Source organism: Microbacterium sp. NPDC091662 (genome assembly GCF_044756705.1).
In the GTDB taxonomy this organism is placed as follows: domain Bacteria; phylum Actinomycetota; class Actinomycetes; order Actinomycetales; family Microbacteriaceae; genus Microbacterium.
The window spans coordinates 1173812-1194436 of sequence record NZ_JBIVTM010000001.1 but is presented as its reverse complement, the minus strand read 5'-3'; the positions used below and the strand labels follow the sequence as shown (position 1 = coordinate 1194436).

Genomic DNA, 20625 nt, shown 5'->3' with positions numbered 1-20625 from the left:
TCATCGTGGCACGCGGCGGTGAACGGCGGGTGACCCCGGGTGGCCCGACACCGGGGCGATCGCGTGCGCCGGCAGGGTGAGGGTGGCCGGCATCGCGCCTCCCACCCGCACGACCTGGTCGCTGGGGATCAGGCGCGAGTGGTCGCGCACCGGATCGTCCGTCCCCGGGTTGCGCAGGTGCAGAGGATGCGCGCCGGACGACACCTGCACTCGCAGGCGCGACCCGGCCGCGAAGCGGTGCGCGAGGGGCGCGAGCTCGAGCCGCACCCTGCCGTCATCCGTGTCGGCAGTGTCGTCCGCGCCAGGCGAGAGTCGGCGGTACCCGTCGGTGAGCGCCCGAGAGACGCCGCGGTCATCCACTTCGCAGAGGCGCACGAACATGTCGGCGCGGGGGTTCGACGACTCGAAGGACAGAGCGATCTCGGGGGTCCCCATGACGACCAGATCCGTGGGAAGCGGATCGCCGGTGAAGACGAGCACGTCGTCCCTGCGCTCCCGGGCGCGCTGCCTGCGTCGCCCGGCGGAGAACGGATTGAGCGTGCGGCCGCCGGAATCCGGTGTCGGATCCGCCGGGTCGTAGCGGTAGGCGAGGGTCGTCGGGGGATGCCAGGGGCCGCTCGGTTCGAGTCGGCCGTCGGCGGTGAGCTCCACGGTCATCGCTTCGTGCGGGGGAGGCCAGCTCGCCCGAACCTGCCAGCCGCCCCCTCCGGTCACCTCGAAGCTCACGCCGTCCGTCGGCGCATCTGCGGTGAATGAGAGCAGCGCCTCGCGGACCCCGATCACCGTGATCTCAGGGGCGCCGTGCACCCAGTCTCCGATGATGAGGCGCACCGGACGCCCCGCGTCGCGAAGGGCGGCATAGTCCGCCAGCTGACCGACCAGGAACAGGTCCTGCCATCCGGCAACGAGAGTGACCGGCGGGATGGTCTCGACGTCCTGTGCGAAGTGCATCGGTTCCCACCAGGGGGCGCCCTCGTCGCTGTGCTCGACCCAGTCGCGGAAGAACTGCGGGTCCGCGCCACGTGCCACGCGCACGGCGTCCGCAGGGGGGATCGCGAGCGCCCCCCGACGGAAGGCGCGGCGGGCGCGGAGCAGCGCCCACGCCTTCGACGGCAGCGACCGCTCCTGGATGTCCAGCGCGTACGCCCACGTGAGCGGTGTGTCGATCGAGAATCCGCCGCCCGGGTAGAGGATCGCGTCGTCGAACCGTCGCGCCGAGATCGCGATGCCCAGGGCATCCGGACGCTCGTCGCCGTCGCAGTAGGCCCACTGGGTCACGCCGAAGTAGCTTCCGCCCCAGGAGTGCACGCGCCCTGTCGCCCACGGCTGCGCGCGCAACCACCGCATCGTCGCCTGCCCGTCGGAGACCTCGTCGTGCAGCGGGTCGAATGCGCCGGCCGACCCGAACGTGCCGCGGCAGCTCTGCACCACCACATGGTGCCCGCGCTCGGCGAGGAACAGCGCCACCCCGGCGATGCCGTCACGCCCGTACGGGGTGCGGATCAGCACCGTGTGCCCGTCGGATCCGTCCGCATGCCAGTGGTCGGTGAGGAGTGCGGCGCCGTCGTCCGCCGAGACCGGGATGTCGGCCCTGCGCGTGATGTTCCGGTGCGTCTGCGGGGGCATGTCGACGGCACGGGAAAGGCGTCGGTACTCCCGACGGGCCGCGCCGCCGAGACGGGGAGCATCGGTCATCGCACGCCCTTCACTCGGGTGACCGCGAATGCGGCGATCACGGCCATCGCGACCGCGCCGATGTAGAGGGCCGCGAAGTTCTCACCTGTCGGCGAGCCTATGCGGGTGGCGAAGAATCCGAAAACGGGCACGAGGATGCCCGGCAGCAGATAGGCGAGGGCGACGATGCCGAGATCTTTGCCGGCGTCGTCGACGGAGGGGAGGCATTCCGTCATCAGGGCCACATCGGCCGCGATGTAGGCACCCTGACCGGCTCCGACGATCGCGATCCCGACGAGGAAGAACCCGATGTCGCCGAACGAGATCGCCAGCACCAGGCCTCCCGCGCTGGCGAGAGCGCCGATGACGACGCTCGGCTTGCGGCGGCCCGTGCGATCGGAGATCACCCCGAACACGAAAGCCATCACCAGGTTCATGAGCGTGAAGGCCGCTGTCGCCTGCGTCTGCACCGCGGCGATCTCGGTCGGGTCGTCGATGCCGAAACGGCCCGAGATCGTCAGGTAGAGGTAGCTCGTGACCGACACGATCGACGCGGTCATGAAGAGACGGCACACCCAGGCCCAGGCGAAGTCGGGGTAACGGCGCGGGCTCAACCAGAAGGTCGCCAGCACGCCGCTCCAGTCCATCGGTTCGGCGGGCTGCCGGCGACGGATGTCCTTGAGCGTGAAGAACAGCGTGATGGCCAGGAGCACCGAGAGCCCGCCGGGGATCAGGAACATGCCGACCTGGCCGATCGGCGCGACCAGCCCGGCGAGCGAGACCCCGCCGAGGATCCCGATCGCGGTGGCAGCCCCCGTGACGGCCGACATGATGGCGCGGATGCTGCGACGGATCTGGTCGGCGAACAGCGTGTGGACGGTCATCGACACGGCACCCCAGCCGACGAGCACCAGGATGGTGCCGACACCGAGCACGAGGAGGGAGGGGGCGGTCGCCTGCACGACGTATCCGGCCAGGGCGATCAGCGAGCCGGAGAGGATCCAGGGGCGCCGGATGCCGAGGCGGGACATCGATCGATCACTCAGGCGACCGAAGATCGGCGTCGTGATGAGGATGGCGGCGCCGCCGAGCGTGAGGATGATGCTGAGGTTGCCCGTCGCCTGGTCGGGGTCCCACTCCTTGAGGAGCTGGGGGATCGCGACGCCGGCGACGCCCTGGGCGATGCCGGACCCGAGCCAGGCGAGCACGAAGGCGATCCAGAACCAGCGCGTCTGGCGCTGACCGGGGATCGCGTCGGCGGTGAGCGGCGGAGCGGGGTCCGCGGGGAAGACAGGATCGACTGCGTGGGTGGACATCATCGTCTCCGGATCTCGGTCGGGGTGTGGAGGGGTCACGGGCGGGCGCCGGCGGTCGTCACCGGATCGGCGTTCGGGCGGACGGTCGAGCGGTAGGCGTCGGAAAGCGCCGAGACGAAGACGTCGCGCCACTCGCGTGCCCCCTCCCACCGGCCGGTGAGGCCGGGGGAGGCGTGATCGTGGCCGGCGCCGATACGCAGCACGACGGGGACGCCGGCGTTGCGCAGAGCGTCGGCGTACGCCGTGGCGCCGTCGCGGAGCGGATCGAACTCGGCGGCGAGGATGAGGGCGGGGGCGAGATCGCGGTGGTCCGGCGCGTCCAGCGGAGAAGCCTCGGCGAGGGGAGCACCGCAGCGATAGACGTCGGCGAGGTGCAGGGCCGTCGCCATGTCGGCGGCCATCGACTCGCCGACGATGCGCAGCGCAGCGGGCAGCACTTCGAGCGCCTGGTGGTGCAGCGATATCCCGGCGTCGCGCTCGCGCAGCGCAGCGGAGGCCGCGACGGTGGCACCGGCGGAGTTGCCGCCCACGCCCAGCCGATCCGCGTCGATCGCGAGCTCGTCGGCACGCGCGCGCAGATCCGCCAAGGCCGCGACGGCGTCGTCGACAGGAGCGGGGAACGGGTGCTCGGGTGCCAGCCGGTACTCCAGCGACACGATCTGCACGCCGGAGCGCACTGCGCGATCCGCACAGAGACGATCGTTGAGTGATTCGTCGATCGTGCCGCCGGTCCAACCTCCGCCGTGCAGCCACAGCATCGTGGGGAGGGCACCTGTCGCGGCTGCGGTGCGGAACCGTCGGGCACGCAGCGGACCTTCTCCTCCCGCCACCTCCAGGTCGTCGATGTCCACGCCCGAGGGAACCGGTGCGGTGAACTCGGAGGCCAGGAGGTCGCTCAGCTCCCGCTGCGCCCGGCGACGCGCTCCTATGGCGGGAGACTCCAGGTCGGGAAGGGTCGCCGACAGCTCGCGGATGCGCTGGATCCACTCCAGGATCGCCGGATTCAGCGGCGGCCGGCGCTGCTCCTGATCGCTCATTCCGTCGTTCCTTCGTGGAGCGTGCGCAACTCGGAGACGACCAGACGGTGCGCGGCATCCGCCGCGGGCACGAATCCGGTGGAACCGAGGGAGCCGTGCGTCTGTCCGATGAAGCGCATGGCGGTCACCGGGACACCGGAGGCGGAGAGCGCTCGTGCGTAGGCTTCTCCATCGCCGCGCAGGGGGTCGAGCTCGGAGGTGAGGATCACAGCGGGCGGAAGCCCCTCGTGCGATGCGGCCCGCAGCGGCGACGCATACGGGAGACGAGCGGCCGAGGCATCCTCGCCGACATACTGCCGCACCAGGGTACGGCCGACCGCGCGCACGATGACTCCCGGCATGCGTGCATCGATGCCGCCCATGTCGGCATGACCCATGGTCAGGTCGAGTGCGGGGTTCTCCAGCAGCTGCAGGGCGATCGGATGGCCGGAGCGGTCGCGGTTCATGAGCGTCACGGCCGCGGCGAGGTCGCCTCCCGACGAGGCTCCGCCCACGGCGATCCGGTCCGGCGCCGCTCCCAACTCCTCCGCGTGGGCGTGCGTCCACTCGAACGCAGACCAGCACTGCTCCGGTTGGGTGGGGAACCTCTGCTCCGGAGCGTGGGAGTAGTCGGCCGCGACGATCACGATCCCTGCGTCCCGTGCTCTGACACGGAAGCGGGCGTCCCACGAGATCCAGTCGATCCCGGCGATCGTGAATCCGCCGCCGTAGAAGTACACCAGCGCGGGGAGGCCCGAGCCGGGTGGCGTGCGCTCCTGGCCGGGCCAGTACACGCGCACGCGTACGTCGGGGTGCCCGTCGACCGGGACGATGTGGTCCTCGGCGGCGGTGGGGAGCGGGGTGATCCCGAGCGCGGCGCTCACGATCTCGTCGTTCCTGGCAGCGACCCGGCGTCGTCCTGCGGGGTCTGCGGGTTCCTCCTCGAGCAGAGGCGCGACCCGCTCCTCCCACGCCGCGACGGCGCTGTCGAGGGTCGGGCGCCGGAATCGGGACCGCGGTGTCGGCATCGGGCATCTCCTTCGATGGGTTCCGCACCCGGACGGGTTCCGACCGGGCGGGTTCGGACCTAGTCTGAGGAATCGAAGAACTTCGATGAAGAACGGGGTCCGAGCATGCGCGCACGACCGGGACGGGTCACCATCTACGACGTCGCGGAGCGCGCGGGAGTGAGCATCTCCACCGTGTCGCTGGCGGTGAGCGCGCCGCATCGGGTGCGGCAGGAGACCCGCGAACGCATCGTGGCTGCGGCCACCGCGCTCGGGTATCGGATGACGCAGGGTCGGCGGGTGGGGGCCGCGCGCATCGCGGTCGCTGCACCGTTCACCACCTACCCGTCGTATCTGCGACGTCTGTCCGGAATGCTCCGCCGGGCCAGGGATGCGGCGGTCGACATCATCCCCTACGACCTCGATTCCGCGGCCGCGGCCGATGAGCCGCTGCTCGACGTGCTGCCCACGCGCACGGACGCCACCGGCCTCGTGGTGATGGGGGTTCCTCTCGGCGGCGCGGCACGTCGGGCGAGCAGGGCCGCGCGCATCCCGGTGGTCTACGTCGACGTGGTACCGACACGGTCGGACGTGGGAGGTCCCGTCGTCCTCGTCGACGACCGCGACGGTGGTGCGCAGATCGGCCGCCACCTCGCCGGCCTCGGACATCGCCGCGTCCTGTTCGTGCATGAGCCGCAGCGCTCGCCGGCCTACGTGTCGGCCGGGATGCTCCGCATCGAAGGGCTCACGCAGCACCTGGCGATGACCGACCTGGCTGTGGCCGATCCCTCTGCGGTCGACGGCCGGGTGATCGCTGCGGCACGCGCCGCAGGTGCGACGGCGATCGTCGCGAACCACGACCAGTTCGCGGCCGCCGTGCTGTCGGCGATGCGTGCGGATCCCGCCACCGCCCCGCTCGCGGTCGTCGGCTACGACGACGGTGAGGTCGCGGCGGCCCTCGACCTCACGACGGTGCGGCAGCCGTTCGAGGAGAGCGGGCGCACGGCTCTGGAACTCGTCCTCGGACGGGTGTCGGGCGCAGCGGCCGACCACGGCACCGTGCGCCTCGCCCCCACACTGATCGCCCGGTCGTCGACCCTCGCGAGGTCGTCGACCCTCGCCGGGGCGATCAGCTCCGAGCCGCGGTGACCCGCTTCTTCTCGCGGATGTAGACCTCGCGGCGCACCTTCGCCACGATATCGCCCTCGCGGTCGGTGATGACGGTCTCGAACCACTCGAGCACCTTGGCTCCGCCGCGTGCCCGCTCGCGGATCTCCTCCGCCTTCTCCTTCGACACGTCGAACTCGGCCGTGAGCACGCCTCGTCCGGGCTTGAGGAACTCGATCTCGCCACGGGTGTCCCACACGACGTGGTCGCGTCCGAGCTGGTGCATCACCAGCATGAAGAAGTAGGGATCGGTCATGGCCGACATCGAGCCGCCGAACGCGGTCTTGACGTAGTTGCGGGTGAAGACGTTGACGTGCAGCTCGACGGTGGCGTGCGTCCAATCCTCGCTGAAGCGGCGGATGCGGATGCCGCTGAAGAGGTTGGGAATCCACAGGCTCATGCCGATCGCGAGACGGCGGGGAGTGATGCGCATGAAGGCCAGTGTGGAGCACCTGACCGACAGTGACAAAGACGTCTGGAGGGTTGTCACAGTTGTTCTAGTTCGCATAGAATAAGTAGCAATTCCAGGAGAGGAGGGTCGGATGCTCATCCGCGTCGATCCCGACAGTCCCCGCGCGCTGTACGACCAGGTGGCGGCCTCCATCCGCTCCGACATCCTCACCGGGGTCCTCGCCCCCGGCGACCGCCTTCCCGCGGCGCGCGATGTCGCCGAAGCGCTCGACATCAACCAGCACACCGTCCTGCACGCCTATCAGCGGCTGCGCGATGAGGGCTTGGTCGACCTGCGCCGCGGCAGGGGAGCGGTCATCGCGGCGTCGGCCGCGCCCCTCGCCGAACTCGCTCATGAGATCGACGAGCTGGTGCGTCGTGCTGCGGCCCTCGGCGTCTCTGCCGACACGCTCGCCGGCATCGTGCAGTCGCACCGCGACGACCGAACCGAACCGAACCGCCCCGACAGCCGCGAGGAGGACTCGCCATGACCACCCACGACATCACCCGCACGCCGCCCCCATTGCTGCGACGCGCGCGGCTGACCTTCCTCATCGTCGCGGTGATCCTGCCGATCGTGATCACCGCCGTCGCCGTCGTGGTCCTCCTCGCCTGGCTGCCCGCGCTGCCGGCACAGGTGGCGACGCACTGGGGGGTGAGCGGCGCCGACAGGTTCGGCCCGCCGTCCGTGTATCTCTGGATCCTCGTCGGGGTCGGGCTCGGCTTGCCGGCGCTGATGGCGATCGTCACCCTCGCGTCCGTCGGTGCGCACTGGGGCGGGGCGGCCCGGCTGATGGGCGCACTCGCTGCCGGCATGTCCGCCTTCGCCGCCGTCATGAGCCTCGGATCCCTCGCGATCCAGCGCGATCTGACCGATGTCGCCGACGCGCCGGGTATCGGCGGGGTGATGGCGCTCTCCTTCGGCGCACTCGTGCTGATCGGCGGCATCGCCTGGATGGTGCAGCCGCGCGTGCGACCGGAGCAGGGACGCACCCTCGAGCCTCGTTACTCGGTGCACGTCGCGAAGGGGGAACGTGTCGTGTGGGTGGCCACGACGACGATGCCGCGCGGTGCGCTCGCCTTCCTGCTGTTCGTGCTCCTCGGTCTCGTCGCGCTCGCCGCGTACATGCTCGGCACCGGCGTCGAAGGGGGCTGGATCGTCGCGCTGGTCGTGCTGGTCGTGGGCTTCGCCCTCGCGGCGACCGCCTCGTTCCGCGTCACGGTCACGCCGGAGGGCTTCTCCGCTCGCGCCCTGCTGGGGTGGCCGCGCATCCGCATCCCGCTCGAAGAGGTCGAGTCGGCGCGCGCCGTCGACATCTCCCCGTTCGGCGAGTTCGGCGGGTGGGGATGGCGCATCGCCGTCGACGGGCGCACGGGCATCGTCATGCGCAGCGGTTCCGCGATCGAGGTCTCCCGACGTGGCCGGCGGCCCTTCATCGTGACGATCGACGGCGCGGAAGAGGCTGCGGCACTGCTGCAGGCCTACGTCGACCGCGCGCGCACCGCGGGCACGCCCGCGACCGACCCCGGAAAGGCGATGTCATGAGCGACCAGGCCCTGCGCGCGCGCCGCGTGCCGTGGACCGCGGTGATCGTCTTCGTGGCGGTCTCCTTCGCCCTCTCCTGGCTGGTGGCCATGCCCCTGTGGCTCGGCGACGGCCTCGCCGAACCGATCTCGGCGTTCCTGTTGCCGGTGATGATGTTCACCCCGGCCGTGGCTGCTCTGGTCGTCACCTTCGTGATGCGCGTCCCCGCACCGCGGCACCGTGCCCGCTTCCTCGGGCTGTGGCCGCTGCGCCCTGCGAAGCGCGTGATCTGGCTCATGGTCGCGGGGTGGCTCGCGCCGCCGCTGCTGGTGGGTCTCGGCCTGCTCCTGTCGGTCGCGCTCGGTTTCGTGCAGCTCGATCTGACGTTCGCGGCTTTCGCCGCCGAGCTCGAGAAGGCGGTTCCGGCGGGCGTGCCCCTGCCTCCTGTCCAGGTCATCGTGTTCGCGCAGCTCGCGATGATCCCCGTCGGTGCGCTGTTCAACAGCCTCTTCGCGTTCGGCGAGGAGCTCGGCTGGCGGGGGTGGCTGCTTCCCGCGCTGCGTCCGCTCGGCACCTGGCCGGCCCTGATCCTCAGCGGCGTGATCTGGGGCGTGTGGCACAGCCCGATCATCCTGCTCGGCTACAACTTCGGGCGCACCGACATCACGGGCGTCCTGTTCATGGTCGTCGGATGCGTGACCTGGGGAGTTCTGCTCGGTTGGCTGAGACTGCGGTCCGCGTCGGTGTGGCCGGCGGTCATCGCGCACGGATCGCTGAACGCCGCTGCGGGACTCATCCTCATCTTCGCCGCGACCCAGCCCGACATGGCATTGGCAGGACCACTCGGTGTCGCGACCTGGATCGTGCTGGCGCTCGTCGCGGTGATCCTCCAGGTGACCGGACAGTTCCGCGCCCAGCCCGAGCTCGCCGACGCCCCGGGGCGGCTGCTCTCGGTACCCCGGCCTTGACGGAGGGCGGCGTCGGGGGTTGGCTGAGGCCATGGAATCCACCCCTGCCGCCTGGTCCGACGCCGACTCCTTCCTCTCCGGCCTTCTCGTCGGTCCCGATACGGAGCTGGAGTCGGCCCTCGCCGCCCAGCGGGCAGCCGGTCTGCCGGAGATCGAGGTCGCCCCGGTCGCGGGCAAACTGCTGAGCCTTCTCGTGCGCATCAGCGGCGCGCGTCGGGTGCTCGAGGTCGGCACGCTCGGCGGCTACTCGACGATCTGGCTCGCTCGCGCCGTCGGCGCCGACGGCCGGGTCGTGACGATCGAGGCGGAGTCGGACAACGCGGCGGTCGCCCGTGCCAGCATCGACGCCGCGGGCGTCGGCGATCGCGTCGACATCCGAGTGGGGAGGGGAGCGGACGTGCTGCCGACTCTGGTCGGCGGATTCGACCTGGTCTTCATCGACGCCGACAAGGAGTCGAACACGATCTACCTCGATTGGGCGGCGAAGCTCGGGCACCCCGGCACCGTGATCGTGCTCGACAACATCGGGCGCGAGGGCGAGATCGTGCGCGAAGACAGCACCGATCCGAAGGTCGTGGGCACCCGCGAGGGACTGCGGATGCTGGGGGAGGACCCGCGTTTCGATGCGACGGCTCTGCAGACCGTGGGCGTGAAGGGATGGGACGGCTTCGCGATCGCCGTGGTCGTCTGACCTTCGGGGCTTCCCGCCGCGGTCGATTCGCGTCCGGGCGAGTCCCGAAGTCCGTCGGGAGGCCGGGCTAGACTGGGCGCGGATCGACGACGCTCCACACAACGTTTTCCCCCTGAGCAAGGAGCACATCAGTGGCACTGATCGAGGCTGTAGGCGCACGCGAGATTCTCGACTCGCGCGGAAACCCGACCGTCGAGGTGGAGGTCCTCCTCGACGACGGCATCGTGCAGCGGGCGGCCGTTCCGTCCGGCGCATCCACGGGCGCGTTCGAGGCATACGAGCTCCGCGACGGAGACAAGAGTCGCTACGGCGGCAAGGGCGTGCTCAAGGCCGTCGAGGCCATCATCGACGAGCTCGGACCGGCGATCGAGGGTGTCGAGGCGAGCGAGCAGCGCATCGTCGACGAGATCCTGATCGATGTCGACGGCACCGAGAACAAGAAGCGCGTCGGCGCCAACGCCATCCTCGGTGTGAGCCTCGCGGTGGCCAAGGCCGCGGCCGACTCGGCCGACCTCCCGCTGTTCCGCTACCTCGGCGGCCCGAACGCGCACGTGCTGCCCGTTCCGCTGTTCAACGTCATCAACGGCGGCGAGCACGCCGACAACGGCATCGACATGCAGGAGTTCTTCCTCGCGCCGATCGGCGCCGAGACCTACTCCGAGGCGCTGCGCTGGGGCGTGGAGACCTACCACGTGCTGCGTGCCGAGCTGAAGGCCGCCGGCTACGCGACCGGCCTCGGCGACGAGGGCGGCTTCGCCCCCGACCTGCCCAGCAACCGTGAGGGTCTCGACTTCCTGGTGAAGGCGATCGAGAAGGCCGGTTTCACCCCCGGCACCGACATCGCCCTCGGCCTCGACGTCGCCGCCACCGAGTTCTTCAAAGACGGTGTCTACCGTCTCGACAACAAGGACTGGGACGCCGCCGCACTCACCGAGTACTACGTCGGTCTCGTCAAGGACTTCCCGATCGTCACGATCGAAGACGCACTCGCCGAGGATGACTGGGACAACTGGAAGCACCTCACCGACGCCCTGGGCTCCCAGGTCCAGCTGGTCGGCGACGACCTGTTCGTGACCAATCCGCAGCGCCTCGCCGACGGCATCAAGCGCGGTGTCGCCAACTCGCTGCTCGTCAAGGTCAACCAGATCGGCACGCTCACCGAGACGTTCGACGCGGTCAGCCTGGCGCAGCGCTCCGGCTACACCGCGATGCTCTCGCACCGCTCGGGCGAGACCGAGGACACCACGATCGCCGACCTGGTCGTCGCGACCAACGCCGGCCAGATCAAGGCGGGTGCTCCTGCGCGCAGCGAGCGTGTCGCGAAGTACAACCAGCTGCTGCGCATCGAGGAAGAGCTCGGCGATGCCGCGGTCTTCGCCGGCCGCTCCGCGTTCCCGCGCTACCAGGCCTGAGCGCACGCCACATCGAGGAAGCCGCCGACAAGGCGGTGAAGACCGCCGCTGATGCGGCATGACGAAGGAGGAGCCGTGGCACGACGACCGGCTCCTCCTTCGCCGTCTCCGCGCGCGCAGGCCTCGCCCCCGGCGGCGAAGAAGGGCGCGAAGCCCCGGGCGCAGACGGCGCAGTCGTCGAGCCGACGTGCATCGGGCGCGCCCCGTGGGGCGGCGCCCCGCGTCGATGTCCGCGAGTGGGCGTCCGGCATCCGGCTGTCGGCGTTCTCCGTCATCATGCTGTCGTTGGTCGTGCTGGGCGCCTGGGTGCTCGTGCCGACGCTCGGGACCTTCATCGACCAGCGTCAGAAGATCGCCGCTCTCGAGGCATCGGTGAAGGTGAGCGAAGAGCAGATCGAGGCGCTCGTCGCCGAGCGCGAACGCTGGAACGATCCCGCGTACATCACGACGCAGGCTCGCGAACGCCTCTACTACGTCAAGCCCGGCGAGGTCGTCTATCTGATCGACAACGACCTCGACCCCGCAGCGCTTCCGCGCGAGCAGGATCCCGTGAGCGATTCGCTCGTCGAGACGCCGACCGACTGGATGCCGCAACTGCTGCGTACGCTCGTATCGACCGGGCTCAGCGACACGGCCGCCGTCGCTCCCTGAGCGATCGCTTCGAGCATCTTCCCTGGCGGCTCCCCTACGCTGGTGGGGTGACCACGCCGCCGTTCCCTGCACCCACGCCCGCTGAGCTCGCCGTCGTATCGGCGCAGCTCGGCCGTTCCGCCCGAGGAGTGGTGGGCATCGCGGCCCGCTGCGCGTGCGGCAACCCGACGGTCGTCGCGACCACGCCGCGCCTGCCGGACGGCACGCCTTTCCCCACCTTCTACTACCTGACGCACCCGGCGGCGACGGCGGCGATGTCGACGCTCGAGGCCACCCAGGTGATGCCGGAGCTCGCGGCTCTCCTTTCCGACGACGACGACGTGGCCGCGGCCTATCTCGCAGCCCACGAGGCCTACCTGGCCGACCGGGGGGAGTTCGGCGAGGTTCCCGAGATCGACGGCATCTCCGCCGGAGGCATGCCCACGCGAGTCAAGTGCTTGCACGCCCTGGCCGGACACGCCCTGGCTGCAGGCCCCGGAGTCAACCCGATCGGCGATGCCGCACTCGCACGCTCTTCGTGGTCGCCCTCCGTCTGCCGCTGCGAAGACCCCGGTGCCGCCGTTCGCGACGTGGTGGCGTCCTCGGCATGACCGCGCGCCGTAAGCTGCGCAGCGCTGCCGCCATCGTGGTGGTCGCGACGACTGTGCTGCTCATCGGCGCCTCCGCCACCCCGCCGCCGATCCCCGACGATCCCGCAGATCCGGTACGGGCTTCGGAGTACTGGCTCGACGGCGCACGCGTCCGCGAAGCCTGGCAGACCACGCGCGGCAAGGGGGTGACGATCGCGGTGATCGACACGGGCATCGGCAAGGTGCCGTCTGTCTTCGGCGACGCGGTCGTCGGGGGCACCGACGTGTCCGGCGCCGGCACGCCGGACGGGCGCACGCCGCTGGGTGCCGTCGACGGCAACCACGGGTCGTGGGTGGCCTCGCTCGCGGCCGGGCGCGGTGCGCCGGACGGAACGGGCATGATCGGTGTCGCGCCCGAGGCCAACCTGCTCTCGATCTCCGTGGGCTTCGGCGCGGCCGCGGCGGTGCCGTTCACCGAACAGGTGGCGAAGGGCATGAAGTGGGCCGTCGACAACGGGGCCGACGTCATCAATCTGTCGTTCACCACGAACACGCTCGATTGGGACGAGAGCTGGGACGATGCGTTCCTCTACGCGTTCGAGCACGATGTGGTGGTGGTGGTCGCGGCAGGCAACCGGGGGAGCGGGACGAACATCATCGGTGCCCCGGCGACCATTCCGGGCGTGCTCACCGTCGGCGGTGTCGACCAGACGGGCACGGCCAGCATCGAGGCGTCGACCCAGGGCATCACGATCGGCATCTCGGCGCCCAGCGAGGGGCTGATCGGCGTCTCGGCCGACGGCTCGGTCGTCCCCTGGCGCGGTACCAGCGGGGCGGCACCCATCGTCGCGGGAGTCGCGGCACTGATCCGCTCGGCGCACCCCGACATCAAGGCGATCGACGTCATCAACCGCATCATCAAGACCGCGATCCCGGTCGACGATGCGATCAAGCCGCAGGATCCGCTCTACGGGTACGGACTGATCGATGCGGCAGCGGCGATCTCCGCGAACATCCCCGCGGTGAATGAGAACCCCATGGGAGACCTGGCGGAGTGGATCCGCGTCTTCCGCCGCGCGCAGACGGAACCGCAGCCCGTCGAGACGAGGACCCCGGTCGCCGTGCCCCCTCTTCCGGCCGCAGACGCACCGACCGAAGCCGGTTCACCGTTGCTTCCCAGCGCGGATTCATTGCGCTACGGTACCCTGCCGCTCATTGCGCTCACGGTCCCTGGTATCCTGGTAGCGCTTGGCGTCACCGCAGCTGCCCGGCGCATCCGATCGGCGCGCATTTCCGTACGCCACACCCCCGACTCCGAGGAGTAGTTCTTCTGTGCCTCAGAACAGCACTGTGCCCAAGATCCTGATCGTCGGCGGAGGGTACGCGGGTTTCTACACCGCGTGGAAGCTCGAGAAGCATCTGCGCAAGGGTGAAGCCGACGTGACCATGGTCGACCCGCTGCCGTACATGACGTACCAGCCGTTCCTGCCCGAGGTCGCCGCCGGCTCCATCGAGGCGCGTCACTCGGTGGTCGCGCACCGCCGCCACCTCAAGCGCACCCACGTGCTCACCGCCAAGGTGACGAACATCAACCACGCGCAGAAGGTCGCGACGATCACGCCGCCCGTGGGCGAGCCGTACGAGTTCGCGTACGACCAGATCGTCGTCACCGCCGGTGCCGTCTCGCGTACCTTCCCGATCCCCGGCATCGCCGACAACGCGATCGGACTGAAGACGATCGAAGAGGCCGTCGCGATCCGCGACAAGGTCATGTCGAACTTCGACAAGGCTGCGGCGCTCCCGGCCGGCCCCGAGCGCGACCGTCTGCTGACCGTCGTGGTCGTCGGTGGTGGCTTCGCCGGTATCGAGGTGTTCGCCGAATTGCGGTCGCTGGCTTCCGCGCTGGTGGCCAAGTACCCGCAGATCAGCTTCGACGACACCCACTTCCACCTCATCGAGGCGATGGGCCGCATCATGCCCGAGGTCTCGCTGCAGACCAGCGAGTGGGTGCTCAAGGACCTCGCCAAGCGCGGTGCCAACGTGCACCTCGACACGCAGCTGACGAGCGCCGTCGACGGCAACGTCGAGCTCTCCACCGGAGAGGTCATCCCGACCGACGTCATCGTGTGGACCGCCGGTGTCATGGCGAACCCGACCGTCGTCCGCGGCGGAGACCTGCCGGTCGAGGAGCGCGGTCGCATCCAGACCCGCGCCGACCTGCGCGTCGGCACCCCCGAGGCATTCGTCGAGGGTGCGTGGGCCGCCGGCGACGTCTCGGCGGTTCCCGACCTGTCCGGTGGTGGTGTCGGCGGCTTCTGCGTGCCGAACGCCCAGCACGCGGTCCGGCAGGCCAAGCTGCTCGCGAAGAACCTCGTCGCGGTCCTCCGCGGAGAGAAGCCCAAGGACTACTTCCACAAGAACCTCGGTGCCGTCGCCGGTCTCGGTCTGTACAACGGGGTCTTCCAGTCCGGGAAGATCGCCCTCAAGGGCTTCGTGGCCTGGGTTGCGCACCGCGGCTACCACGGTCTCGCGATGCCCACGTGGGAGCGCAAGTTCCGCGTCATCTGGGGCTGGTGGAACAACCTGTGGCTCGGCCGCGACCTGGTGAACCTCGAGACGGTGCAGAACCCGCGCTACGTCTTCGAGGAGTTCGCCGCCCGCCCGCGTCCGGCTGCTCCCGCCGCTCCCGTGGCAGATGCTGCTCCGGCCGCGAAGGCTGCTCCGGCCGCGAAGAAGTCGGCGGCCAAGGCCGCTCCTGCCGCATCGGCCGAGGCGACGGAGAAGCCCGTCGCGAAGAAGCCGGCCGCCAAGAAGCCCGCAGCGAAGAAGCCGGCTGCCGAGAAGGCTCCCGAGCCGGTTGAGGCTGCGGCCAAGTAGCAGACGTTCTCCACCACGTAGATCGGCCCCGCGCGCTCCGCGTCGGGGCCGATCTTCGTCTGTGCGGGGTGGCTCCGAGGCCATGCATAGGTACAGCCGGTATCGTCACGCGGGCAAGGGGAGTACTCCCGAATGCGGCGACGTCGTCATTACGAGCACGAGATCGTGCTCCGGCCCGCCGGCCCGTGAGGGTGGAGGAGACCTTGGCACCCGCATCGCGGGCTGCCGAGAGAACCCTGCCGTCGTCCCGACGTCGTGGATCCGCGGTGGTCCGCACCACGAAAGGGACCACCCATGGGAAAGCTCTCCCGCCTGATCGGCATGGCATCCGAAGCACTCGAGAAGAACGCCGGCACGGGGCGCAACGGCCACGCCGCCGACGGATCGCGCTCGCAGGACGGTTCCCGGTCGACGGACTGGGGAGGCATGCTCCGCGGCGCCGTCGATGCCGTTCGCGGGCAAGCCGACCCTGCGCAGCCGTCGATGCGGAACCAGGATGGTCCCGCAGCGTCCGATCCCTATGCGCCCCCGGCCCCGGCCGGTGACCGTGCTCGTCCTGCGAGCGCCGCACCGGTGGATCCGTATGCGCCCCCGGCTCCGGGTTACTCCAGGGCATCGCAGCGCGCGACAGACGTGGACCGGGCGGCCATCGCCCGCTATGACTATCTCCTGCAGTCCGCGGATCCGCAGCGTGTCGAACAGATCCACCGCGAGGCGTTCGCCCGCCTCACTCCCGAGCAGCGTGCGCAGGTGGCGGCCCGAATGCGGCAGGAGCTCGAACCGGGGGAGCGCCCGCGGTCCTCGTCGCCGGACGACCTCGCCCGGGCCGCCGGACGTGCCGAGGCGATGAAGCCGGGCCGGATGCGCGGACTGCTGTCGCGAGTGCGTGGTGCCGGTGTCGGTGGCGCTGCCGGTGGCGCTGCGGTCGCCGCTGGTGGCGCGGCCGTCGGATTGCTCGGGGTGGTGGCGGGCGGTGCCGTCCTCAGCACCGTGGCCGGACCCCTGCTGGATCAGGCCGCGAACATCGGTGTCGACTTCGGCGCGCTGGCGGAGGGCGTCGACATCGAGTCCCTGGCGTCCGGAATCGACGTCGAGTCGCTTGCGGGAGGAGCCGGTGATCTCCTGGGTTCGGCCGGCGAGACGGTGTCAGGGCTGGGTGATGCGGCGAGCGGATGGGGCGAGCAGCTCGGCAACCTCGGTATCCCCGGTATCGGCGACATCTTCGGGCGCTGACCGCCGATGTATCTCGCTGCTGCCGCCGATCACGGCTTCACCGGGCTGACCGGGTTCGCGGCCGACGTCCTCACCGCGCTCGGAGACATCGGAGTGGGGGTGCTGGTCTTCCTCGAAGTCCTCGTGCCCCCGATCCCGAGCGAGGTCATCCTCCCGTTCGCGGGATACCTGAGCCAGAGCGGCCCTCTGAACCTGGGATGGCTGATCTTCTGGAGTACCCTCGCCTCCTGGCTCGGGGCGCTGTTGCTGTATTGGCTCGGTGCCGCGATCGGAATGGATCGAGCCGTGCGCATGCTGGCGGCGACTCGGCTGGTGAGTCGATCGGATCTCGAGCGCGGGTCGGACTGGTTCGTGCGCAGCGGCGGCTGGACCGTGCTGGTCGGGCGGATGGTCCCCGGCGTCCGCAGCCTCATCTCGATCCCGGCCGGGGCCGCCCGCATGAACCTCGTGACGTTCAGCATCTACACGGTCATCGGCAGCGGCCTCTGGAACACGCTCCTGCTCGGCGTCGGTGCAGCCCTGGGCACGCAGCACGAGCAGCTGGAGCAGTACCTCGGATACCTCGACTACGCCGTGTACTCGGCGATCGCGATCGCTCTCGTGATCCTGGTCGCGCGGCGGATCAGGGAGGCGGCAGGCGAACGGAAGTCGTTAGCCCCTACCGACGACTGAGTGACGGTGTGTGCCCCCGCTGGGACTCGAACCCAGACTGAAGCGATTTTAAGTCGCCTGCCTCTGCCATTGGGCTACGGGGGCCTCGCGGCCAGCTTATCGCCGTGCTCGTATGCGATGCGGTGCCGTCGGGGGTGATCCGGAGTCCGATGAGGCCATAGGGTGGGGGAGTGCTCGACCTCATCGACGAACTGAGCCCCGTCCACGGTGCGCCTGCGGTCGCCCCCGAATGGGAGGACCCGGCCCGCTATTGGCCGCGCCTGTCGGCCGTGACGGGTCATCTCCCCGCGCCGGTCGCGGTGATCGACCGCGAGGCGCTCCGCTACAACGCGATGGATCTCCTCGTGCGTGCCGGTGGGCTTCCGATCCGTGTCGCCTCGAAGTCGGTGCGCGTACGTTCCGTGCTCGATGCCGTGCTGAAGCTGCCCGGGTTCCACGGCATCCTCGCCTTCACGTTGGACGAGGCGCTGTGGCTCGCCGAGACGCACGACGACATCATGCTCGGCTATCCGACCGTGGATCGTGGCGGTCTGGAACGGCTCTTCGCCGATGAGCAGGCGGCGCAGCGCATCACGCTGATGGTCGACGACCTCGTGCATCTCGATCTCATCGACAGCGTCGCGGGCCCTGGTTCACGCCCGGAGCTCCGTGTCGCGATCGATGTCGATGCCTCCTGGCGTTCTTCGCTCCTCGGGCACATCGGCGTGCGGCGCTCGGCGCTGTTCAGCGCCGGCGAGGTGGCCGCGTTCGCCCGCAAGGTCGTCGCGCGGCCGGGATTCCGGCTCGTGGGACTGCAGATGTACGACGCGCAGATCGCGGGACAGGGCGATGACGCCGGGCCCGATGCGCCGTTGATCCGGATGGTGCAGGCCCGCTCGCGCACCGAATTGCGGGAACGCAGGGCAGCCATCGTCTCCGCCGTCGGCGCGATCGCTCCGCTGGAGATCCTCAACGGCGGCGGCACCGGATCGCTCGAGTTCACCGGAAGCGACGAGTCCCTCACCGAAGCGAGCGCGGGCAGCGGACTCCTGGGCGGTCATCTGTTCGACGGCTACCGGTCCTTCCGCCCTGCGCCGGCATCCGCGTTCGCGTTCGACGTCGTCCGGCGTCCGGCCGTCGACATCGCCACGGTGCTCGGCGGGGGCTGGATCGCGTCCGGCCCCGCAGTGGCGTCGCGTCAGCCGCGCCCCGTGTGGCCGGAAGGGCTGCACACGCTCTCCCGGGAAGCGGCCGGAGAAGTGCAGACACCGCTCCAGGGCCCCGCAGCCACATCGCTGGGGGTCGGGGACCGGGTCTGGTTCCGCCATGCCAAGAGCGGCGAGCCGGCCGAGCGCATCGAGAGCTACCACCTGGTCTCGGGCGACGAGATCATCGACGAGCTGCCGACCTACCGCGGCGAGGGAAAGGCCTTCCTGTGACGAGAATCGGCGGCACCTGGCAGAACTGGGGTCGCTCGGCCTCGGTGCGACCCGTGCGTGTGGAGCGTCCGCGCAGCCCCGAGGGCGTGCAGCGGGCGGTGGTCGCCGCGGTGAAGCACGGCCTGCCGGTGAAAGCCGTCGGCGCCGGCCACAGTTTCACCGGCATCGCCGTCGCCCCCGGCGTCCTGCTCGAACTCGACGATCTGCAGGGTCTCGTCTCGGCGGATGCGGTCACCGGACGTGTGACGCTGCTCGCGGGCACTCGACTGCACCGTATCCCGGGTCTGCTCGCCCCCTACGGACTCGCGATGGAGAACCTGGGCGACATCGATCGGCAGTCGATCGCCGGAGCGATCTCGACCGGCACGCACGGTACGGGGGCGGAGTACGGCGGCCTCGCGACCCAGGTGGTCGGAGTCACGATGGTCACGGCAGACGGCGACTTCCTCCGCATCGACGATGAGCATGAGAGCGAGCTCCTGCCCGCGGTGGCGCTGGGGCTGGGTGCTCTCGGCATCATGGTCGAGGTCACGCTCCAGTGTGTGCCCGCGTTCGTGATGCACGCGATCGATGAGCCGGTGCCGTTGGACGAGGTGCTCACCACCCTCGACGAGCGCGTCGCCGCGGCCGACCACTTCGAGTTCTACTGGTTCCCCCACACCGATGTGGCCCTGACCAAGCGCCAGACGCGCTTGCCGGAAGCGACGGTCCGCAAGCCGCTCCCGGTGGTCGGGCGATGGATCGATGAGACGCTGCTCTCGAACGGCGTGTATCGCGTGGTGTGCGCGGCGGGTCAGGTCGTCCCGGCGATCACCCCCTCGTTCAGCCGGCTCGCGGTCACGCTCACCGGAGATCGTGAATACACCGAGCTCTCGCACCGGGTTCTCATCCAGAGCAGGACCGTGCGGTTCCGGGAGATGGAGTACGCGATCCCCGCCGAGAACGTCGTGGCGGCCTTCCAAGCCGTCCGGGCGCTCATCGAGCAGCGTGGCTGGCGGATCGAGTTCCCCATCGAGGTGCGGTTCGCGGCGGCCGACGACCGCTGGCTGTCCACGGCTCATGGGCGTGCGAGCGCCTACATCGCCGTCCATCGATATTGGCGTGCCGACCCCACGGAGTACTTCGCTGCCGTGGAGGAGATCATGCACGAGTACGGCGGCCGCCCGCACTGGGGCAAGCTCCACATGCTGACCGCCGAGAGGCTCCGGGAGCGGTACCCGCGGTTCGATGACTTCGTCGCGCTGCGCGACCGCCTCGACCCGGAACGTCGGTTCGGCAACCGGTACCTCGAGCGCGTTCTCGGGAGCTGATCGGAGCGCGGCTGCGGCCGCGCATGCCCAGTCCACGTGCAGACTGCGCGTCTAGGATGAGAGAAACACGAGGAAGGGTGGGCCACTGATGGAATGGCTCGTGCCGGTACTGATCGTTGTCGGAGTGATCCTGCTCGTCGGCATCTATCTGTGGGCCACGTACAACTCGCTGGTGCAGCTGAACGTCCGCGTCGATGAGGCGTGGAGCGGAATCACGGTGCAGCTGAAGCGACGAGCCGACCTCATCCCCAACCTGATCGAGACGGTCAAGGGATACGCCTCGCACGAGAAGGCGGTCTTCGAGAACGTCAGTCGTGCGCGCGCCGAGACCCTTTCGGCGGGAGGGCCCGGTGAAGCGGGCATCGCCGAGGGGCACTTGCAGCAGGCTCTGCGCAGTCTGTTCGCGGTTGCCGAAGCGTACCCCCAGCTGCAGGCGAGCACGAACTTCCTCCAGGTGCAGCAGGCGTTGGTCGATACCGAGGACAAGATCCAGGCGGCGCGCCGTTTCTACAACGGCGGTGTGCGCGAGCTCAACACCAAGATCAAGGTCTTCCCGAACAACCTGTTCGCGAAGGGCTTGGGCTTCTCCGAGCGGGAGTTCTTCGAGGTCGCCGACAGCAGTGCCATCTCCGAACCGCCGCGCGTGCAGTTCTGACGCTCGCTGCTCGA

At 69.9% G+C, this 20625-nt stretch carries 20 protein-coding genes and 1 tRNA gene; 15 read left to right on the top strand and 6 right to left on the bottom strand.

What is annotated here, in order from left to right; translation table 11 throughout:
• The 4 genes from ACIQLD_RS05725 to ACIQLD_RS05710 are packed head-to-tail and all read right to left on the bottom strand — an operon-like array spanning position 1 to position 5034.
• A complete protein-coding gene (locus ACIQLD_RS05725) occupies positions 1-1695 on the bottom strand; it encodes a CocE/NonD family hydrolase (RefSeq protein ID WP_402606082.1) in 1695 nt (564 codons plus the stop codon).
• Entirely contained in the window at positions 1692-2990 is a 1299-nt protein-coding gene (locus ACIQLD_RS05720; RefSeq protein ID WP_402606080.1) for an MFS transporter, read from the bottom strand. The genes ACIQLD_RS05725 and ACIQLD_RS05720 overlap by 4 nt, the downstream gene beginning before the upstream one ends.
• Before the next feature lie 35 nt (positions 2991-3025).
• Positions 3026-4027, bottom strand: coding sequence for an alpha/beta hydrolase fold domain-containing protein (locus ACIQLD_RS05715; RefSeq protein ID WP_402606077.1), 1002 nt, complete (start codon positions 4025-4027; stop codon positions 3026-3028).
• The gene (locus tag ACIQLD_RS05710) at positions 4024-5034 is read right to left on the bottom strand and encodes an alpha/beta hydrolase (protein WP_402606075.1); all 1011 of its coding nucleotides are present in this window, start codon (positions 5032-5034) and stop codon (positions 4024-4026) included. Before ACIQLD_RS05710 ends, ACIQLD_RS05715 begins: the two co-directional genes overlap by 4 nt.
• A 105-nt stretch (positions 5035-5139) precedes the next feature.
• Here ACIQLD_RS05710 and ACIQLD_RS05705 point away from each other — a divergent pair, with 105 nt between their 5' ends.
• Positions 5140-6162, top strand: a complete 1023-nt coding sequence (locus ACIQLD_RS05705) for a LacI family DNA-binding transcriptional regulator (protein ID WP_402606072.1) — start codon at positions 5140-5142, stop codon at positions 6160-6162.
• Here ACIQLD_RS05705 and ACIQLD_RS05700 read toward each other — a convergent pair.
• Positions 6143-6613: a PaaI family thioesterase gene (locus ACIQLD_RS05700; protein WP_402606069.1), complete on the bottom strand. Its 471-nt coding sequence runs from the start codon at positions 6611-6613 to the stop codon at positions 6143-6145. The genes ACIQLD_RS05705 and ACIQLD_RS05700 overlap by 20 nt on opposite strands.
• Before the next feature lie 109 nt (positions 6614-6722).
• Between ACIQLD_RS05700 and ACIQLD_RS05695 the strand changes: the two genes are divergently transcribed.
• The 11 genes from ACIQLD_RS05695 (at position 6723) to ACIQLD_RS05645 (ending at position 17228) form a co-directional block, all read left to right on the top strand.
• Positions 6723-7121: a GntR family transcriptional regulator gene (locus tag ACIQLD_RS05695; RefSeq protein ID WP_402606067.1), complete on the top strand. Its 399-nt coding sequence runs from the start codon at positions 6723-6725 to the stop codon at positions 7119-7121.
• The gene (locus ACIQLD_RS05690) at positions 7118-8176 is read left to right on the top strand and encodes a DUF1648 domain-containing protein (RefSeq protein ID WP_402606064.1); all 1059 of its coding nucleotides are present in this window, start codon (positions 7118-7120) and stop codon (positions 8174-8176) included. The genes ACIQLD_RS05695 and ACIQLD_RS05690 overlap by 4 nt, the downstream gene beginning before the upstream one ends.
• Positions 8173-9123 (top strand): lysostaphin resistance A-like protein, encoded by a 951-nt coding sequence (locus tag ACIQLD_RS05685; protein ID WP_402606062.1) that lies wholly within the window; start codon positions 8173-8175, stop codon positions 9121-9123. The genes ACIQLD_RS05690 and ACIQLD_RS05685 overlap by 4 nt, the downstream gene beginning before the upstream one ends.
• Positions 9124-9154: 31 nt before the next feature.
• A complete protein-coding gene (locus ACIQLD_RS05680) occupies positions 9155-9814 on the top strand; it encodes an O-methyltransferase (RefSeq protein ID WP_402606060.1) in 660 nt (219 codons plus the stop codon).
• A gap of 131 nt (positions 9815-9945) precedes the next feature.
• The gene (gene eno, locus ACIQLD_RS05675; protein WP_402606058.1) at positions 9946-11226 is read left to right on the top strand and encodes a phosphopyruvate hydratase; all 1281 of its coding nucleotides are present in this window, start codon (positions 9946-9948) and stop codon (positions 11224-11226) included.
• A 75-nt stretch (positions 11227-11301) separates the two neighbouring features.
• A complete protein-coding gene (locus ACIQLD_RS05670; protein WP_402606055.1) occupies positions 11302-11877 on the top strand; it encodes a septum formation initiator family protein in 576 nt (191 codons plus the stop codon).
• A 47-nt stretch (positions 11878-11924) separates the two neighbouring features.
• Positions 11925-12467, top strand: coding sequence for a DUF501 domain-containing protein (locus ACIQLD_RS05665; protein WP_402606053.1), 543 nt, complete (start codon positions 11925-11927; stop codon positions 12465-12467).
• On the top strand, positions 12464-13771 hold the full coding sequence (locus ACIQLD_RS05660) for a S8 family peptidase (protein ID WP_402606051.1): 1308 nt from the start codon (positions 12464-12466) through the stop codon (positions 13769-13771). The genes ACIQLD_RS05665 and ACIQLD_RS05660 overlap by 4 nt, the downstream gene beginning before the upstream one ends.
• 25 nt (positions 13772-13796) lie before the next feature.
• On the top strand, positions 13797-15323 hold the full coding sequence (locus tag ACIQLD_RS05655) for an NAD(P)/FAD-dependent oxidoreductase (RefSeq protein ID WP_402608491.1): 1527 nt from the start codon (positions 13797-13799) through the stop codon (positions 15321-15323).
• A 294-nt stretch (positions 15324-15617) separates the two neighbouring features.
• Positions 15618-16556: a cation-transporting ATPase gene (locus tag ACIQLD_RS05650; protein ID WP_402606048.1), complete on the top strand. Its 939-nt coding sequence runs from the start codon at positions 15618-15620 to the stop codon at positions 16554-16556.
• Positions 16557-16562: 6 nt separating this feature from the next.
• Positions 16563-17228: a DedA family protein gene (locus tag ACIQLD_RS05645; RefSeq protein ID WP_402606045.1), complete on the top strand. Its 666-nt coding sequence runs from the start codon at positions 16563-16565 to the stop codon at positions 17226-17228.
• Between the two features lie 11 nt (positions 17229-17239).
• On the opposite strand, the gene ACIQLD_RS05640 is transcribed toward ACIQLD_RS05645, so the two are convergent.
• Positions 17240-17312 (bottom strand) — tRNA-Leu (locus tag ACIQLD_RS05640).
• An 86-nt stretch (positions 17313-17398) separates the two neighbouring features.
• Between ACIQLD_RS05640 and ACIQLD_RS05635 the strand changes: the two genes are divergently transcribed.
• From ACIQLD_RS05635 to ACIQLD_RS05625, 3 genes are all read left to right on the top strand, one after another.
• Complete coding sequence (locus ACIQLD_RS05635) at positions 17399-18646, top strand: amino acid deaminase/aldolase (protein WP_402606042.1); 1248 nt, start codon at positions 17399-17401, stop codon at positions 18644-18646.
• Positions 18643-19956 (top strand): D-arabinono-1,4-lactone oxidase, encoded by a 1314-nt coding sequence (locus ACIQLD_RS05630; protein WP_402606039.1) that lies wholly within the window; start codon positions 18643-18645, stop codon positions 19954-19956. Before ACIQLD_RS05635 ends, ACIQLD_RS05630 begins: the two co-directional genes overlap by 4 nt.
• Positions 19957-20044: 88 nt before the next feature.
• On the top strand, positions 20045-20611 hold the full coding sequence (locus ACIQLD_RS05625) for a LemA family protein (protein ID WP_402606036.1): 567 nt from the start codon (positions 20045-20047) through the stop codon (positions 20609-20611).
• The last annotated feature ends 14 nt before the right edge of the window (positions 20612-20625 follow it).

Excerpts from the sequence above, each read along its gene's own strand:
- ACIQLD_RS05725 (WP_402606082.1), bottom strand. The coding sequence starts at position 1,695 with ATGACCGATGCTCCCCGTCTCGGCGGCGCGGCCCGTCGGGAGTACCGA.
- ACIQLD_RS05720 (WP_402606080.1), bottom strand. The coding sequence starts at position 2,990 with ATGTCCACCCACGCAGTCGATCCTGTCTTCCCCGCGGACCCCGCTCCG.
- ACIQLD_RS05715 (WP_402606077.1), bottom strand. The coding sequence starts at position 4,027 with ATGAGCGATCAGGAGCAGCGCCGGCCGCCGCTGAATCCGGCGATCCTG.
- ACIQLD_RS05710 (WP_402606075.1), bottom strand. The coding sequence starts at position 5,034 with ATGCCGACACCGCGGTCCCGATTCCGGCGCCCGACCCTCGACAGCGCC.
- ACIQLD_RS05705 (WP_402606072.1), top strand. The coding sequence starts at position 5,140 with ATGCGCGCACGACCGGGACGGGTCACCATCTACGACGTCGCGGAGCGC.
- ACIQLD_RS05700 (WP_402606069.1), bottom strand. The coding sequence starts at position 6,613 with ATGCGCATCACTCCCCGCCGTCTCGCGATCGGCATGAGCCTGTGGATT.
- ACIQLD_RS05695 (WP_402606067.1), top strand. The coding sequence starts at position 6,723 with ATGCTCATCCGCGTCGATCCCGACAGTCCCCGCGCGCTGTACGACCAG.
- ACIQLD_RS05690 (WP_402606064.1), top strand. The coding sequence starts at position 7,118 with ATGACCACCCACGACATCACCCGCACGCCGCCCCCATTGCTGCGACGC.
- ACIQLD_RS05685 (WP_402606062.1), top strand. The coding sequence starts at position 8,173 with ATGAGCGACCAGGCCCTGCGCGCGCGCCGCGTGCCGTGGACCGCGGTG.
- ACIQLD_RS05680 (WP_402606060.1), top strand. The coding sequence starts at position 9,155 with ATGGAATCCACCCCTGCCGCCTGGTCCGACGCCGACTCCTTCCTCTCC.
- ACIQLD_RS05660 (WP_402606051.1), top strand. The coding sequence starts at position 12,464 with ATGACCGCGCGCCGTAAGCTGCGCAGCGCTGCCGCCATCGTGGTGGTC.
- ACIQLD_RS05650 (WP_402606048.1), top strand. The coding sequence starts at position 15,618 with ATGGGAAAGCTCTCCCGCCTGATCGGCATGGCATCCGAAGCACTCGAG.
- ACIQLD_RS05645 (WP_402606045.1), top strand. The coding sequence starts at position 16,563 with ATGTATCTCGCTGCTGCCGCCGATCACGGCTTCACCGGGCTGACCGGG.
- ACIQLD_RS05625 (WP_402606036.1), top strand. The coding sequence starts at position 20,045 with ATGGAATGGCTCGTGCCGGTACTGATCGTTGTCGGAGTGATCCTGCTC.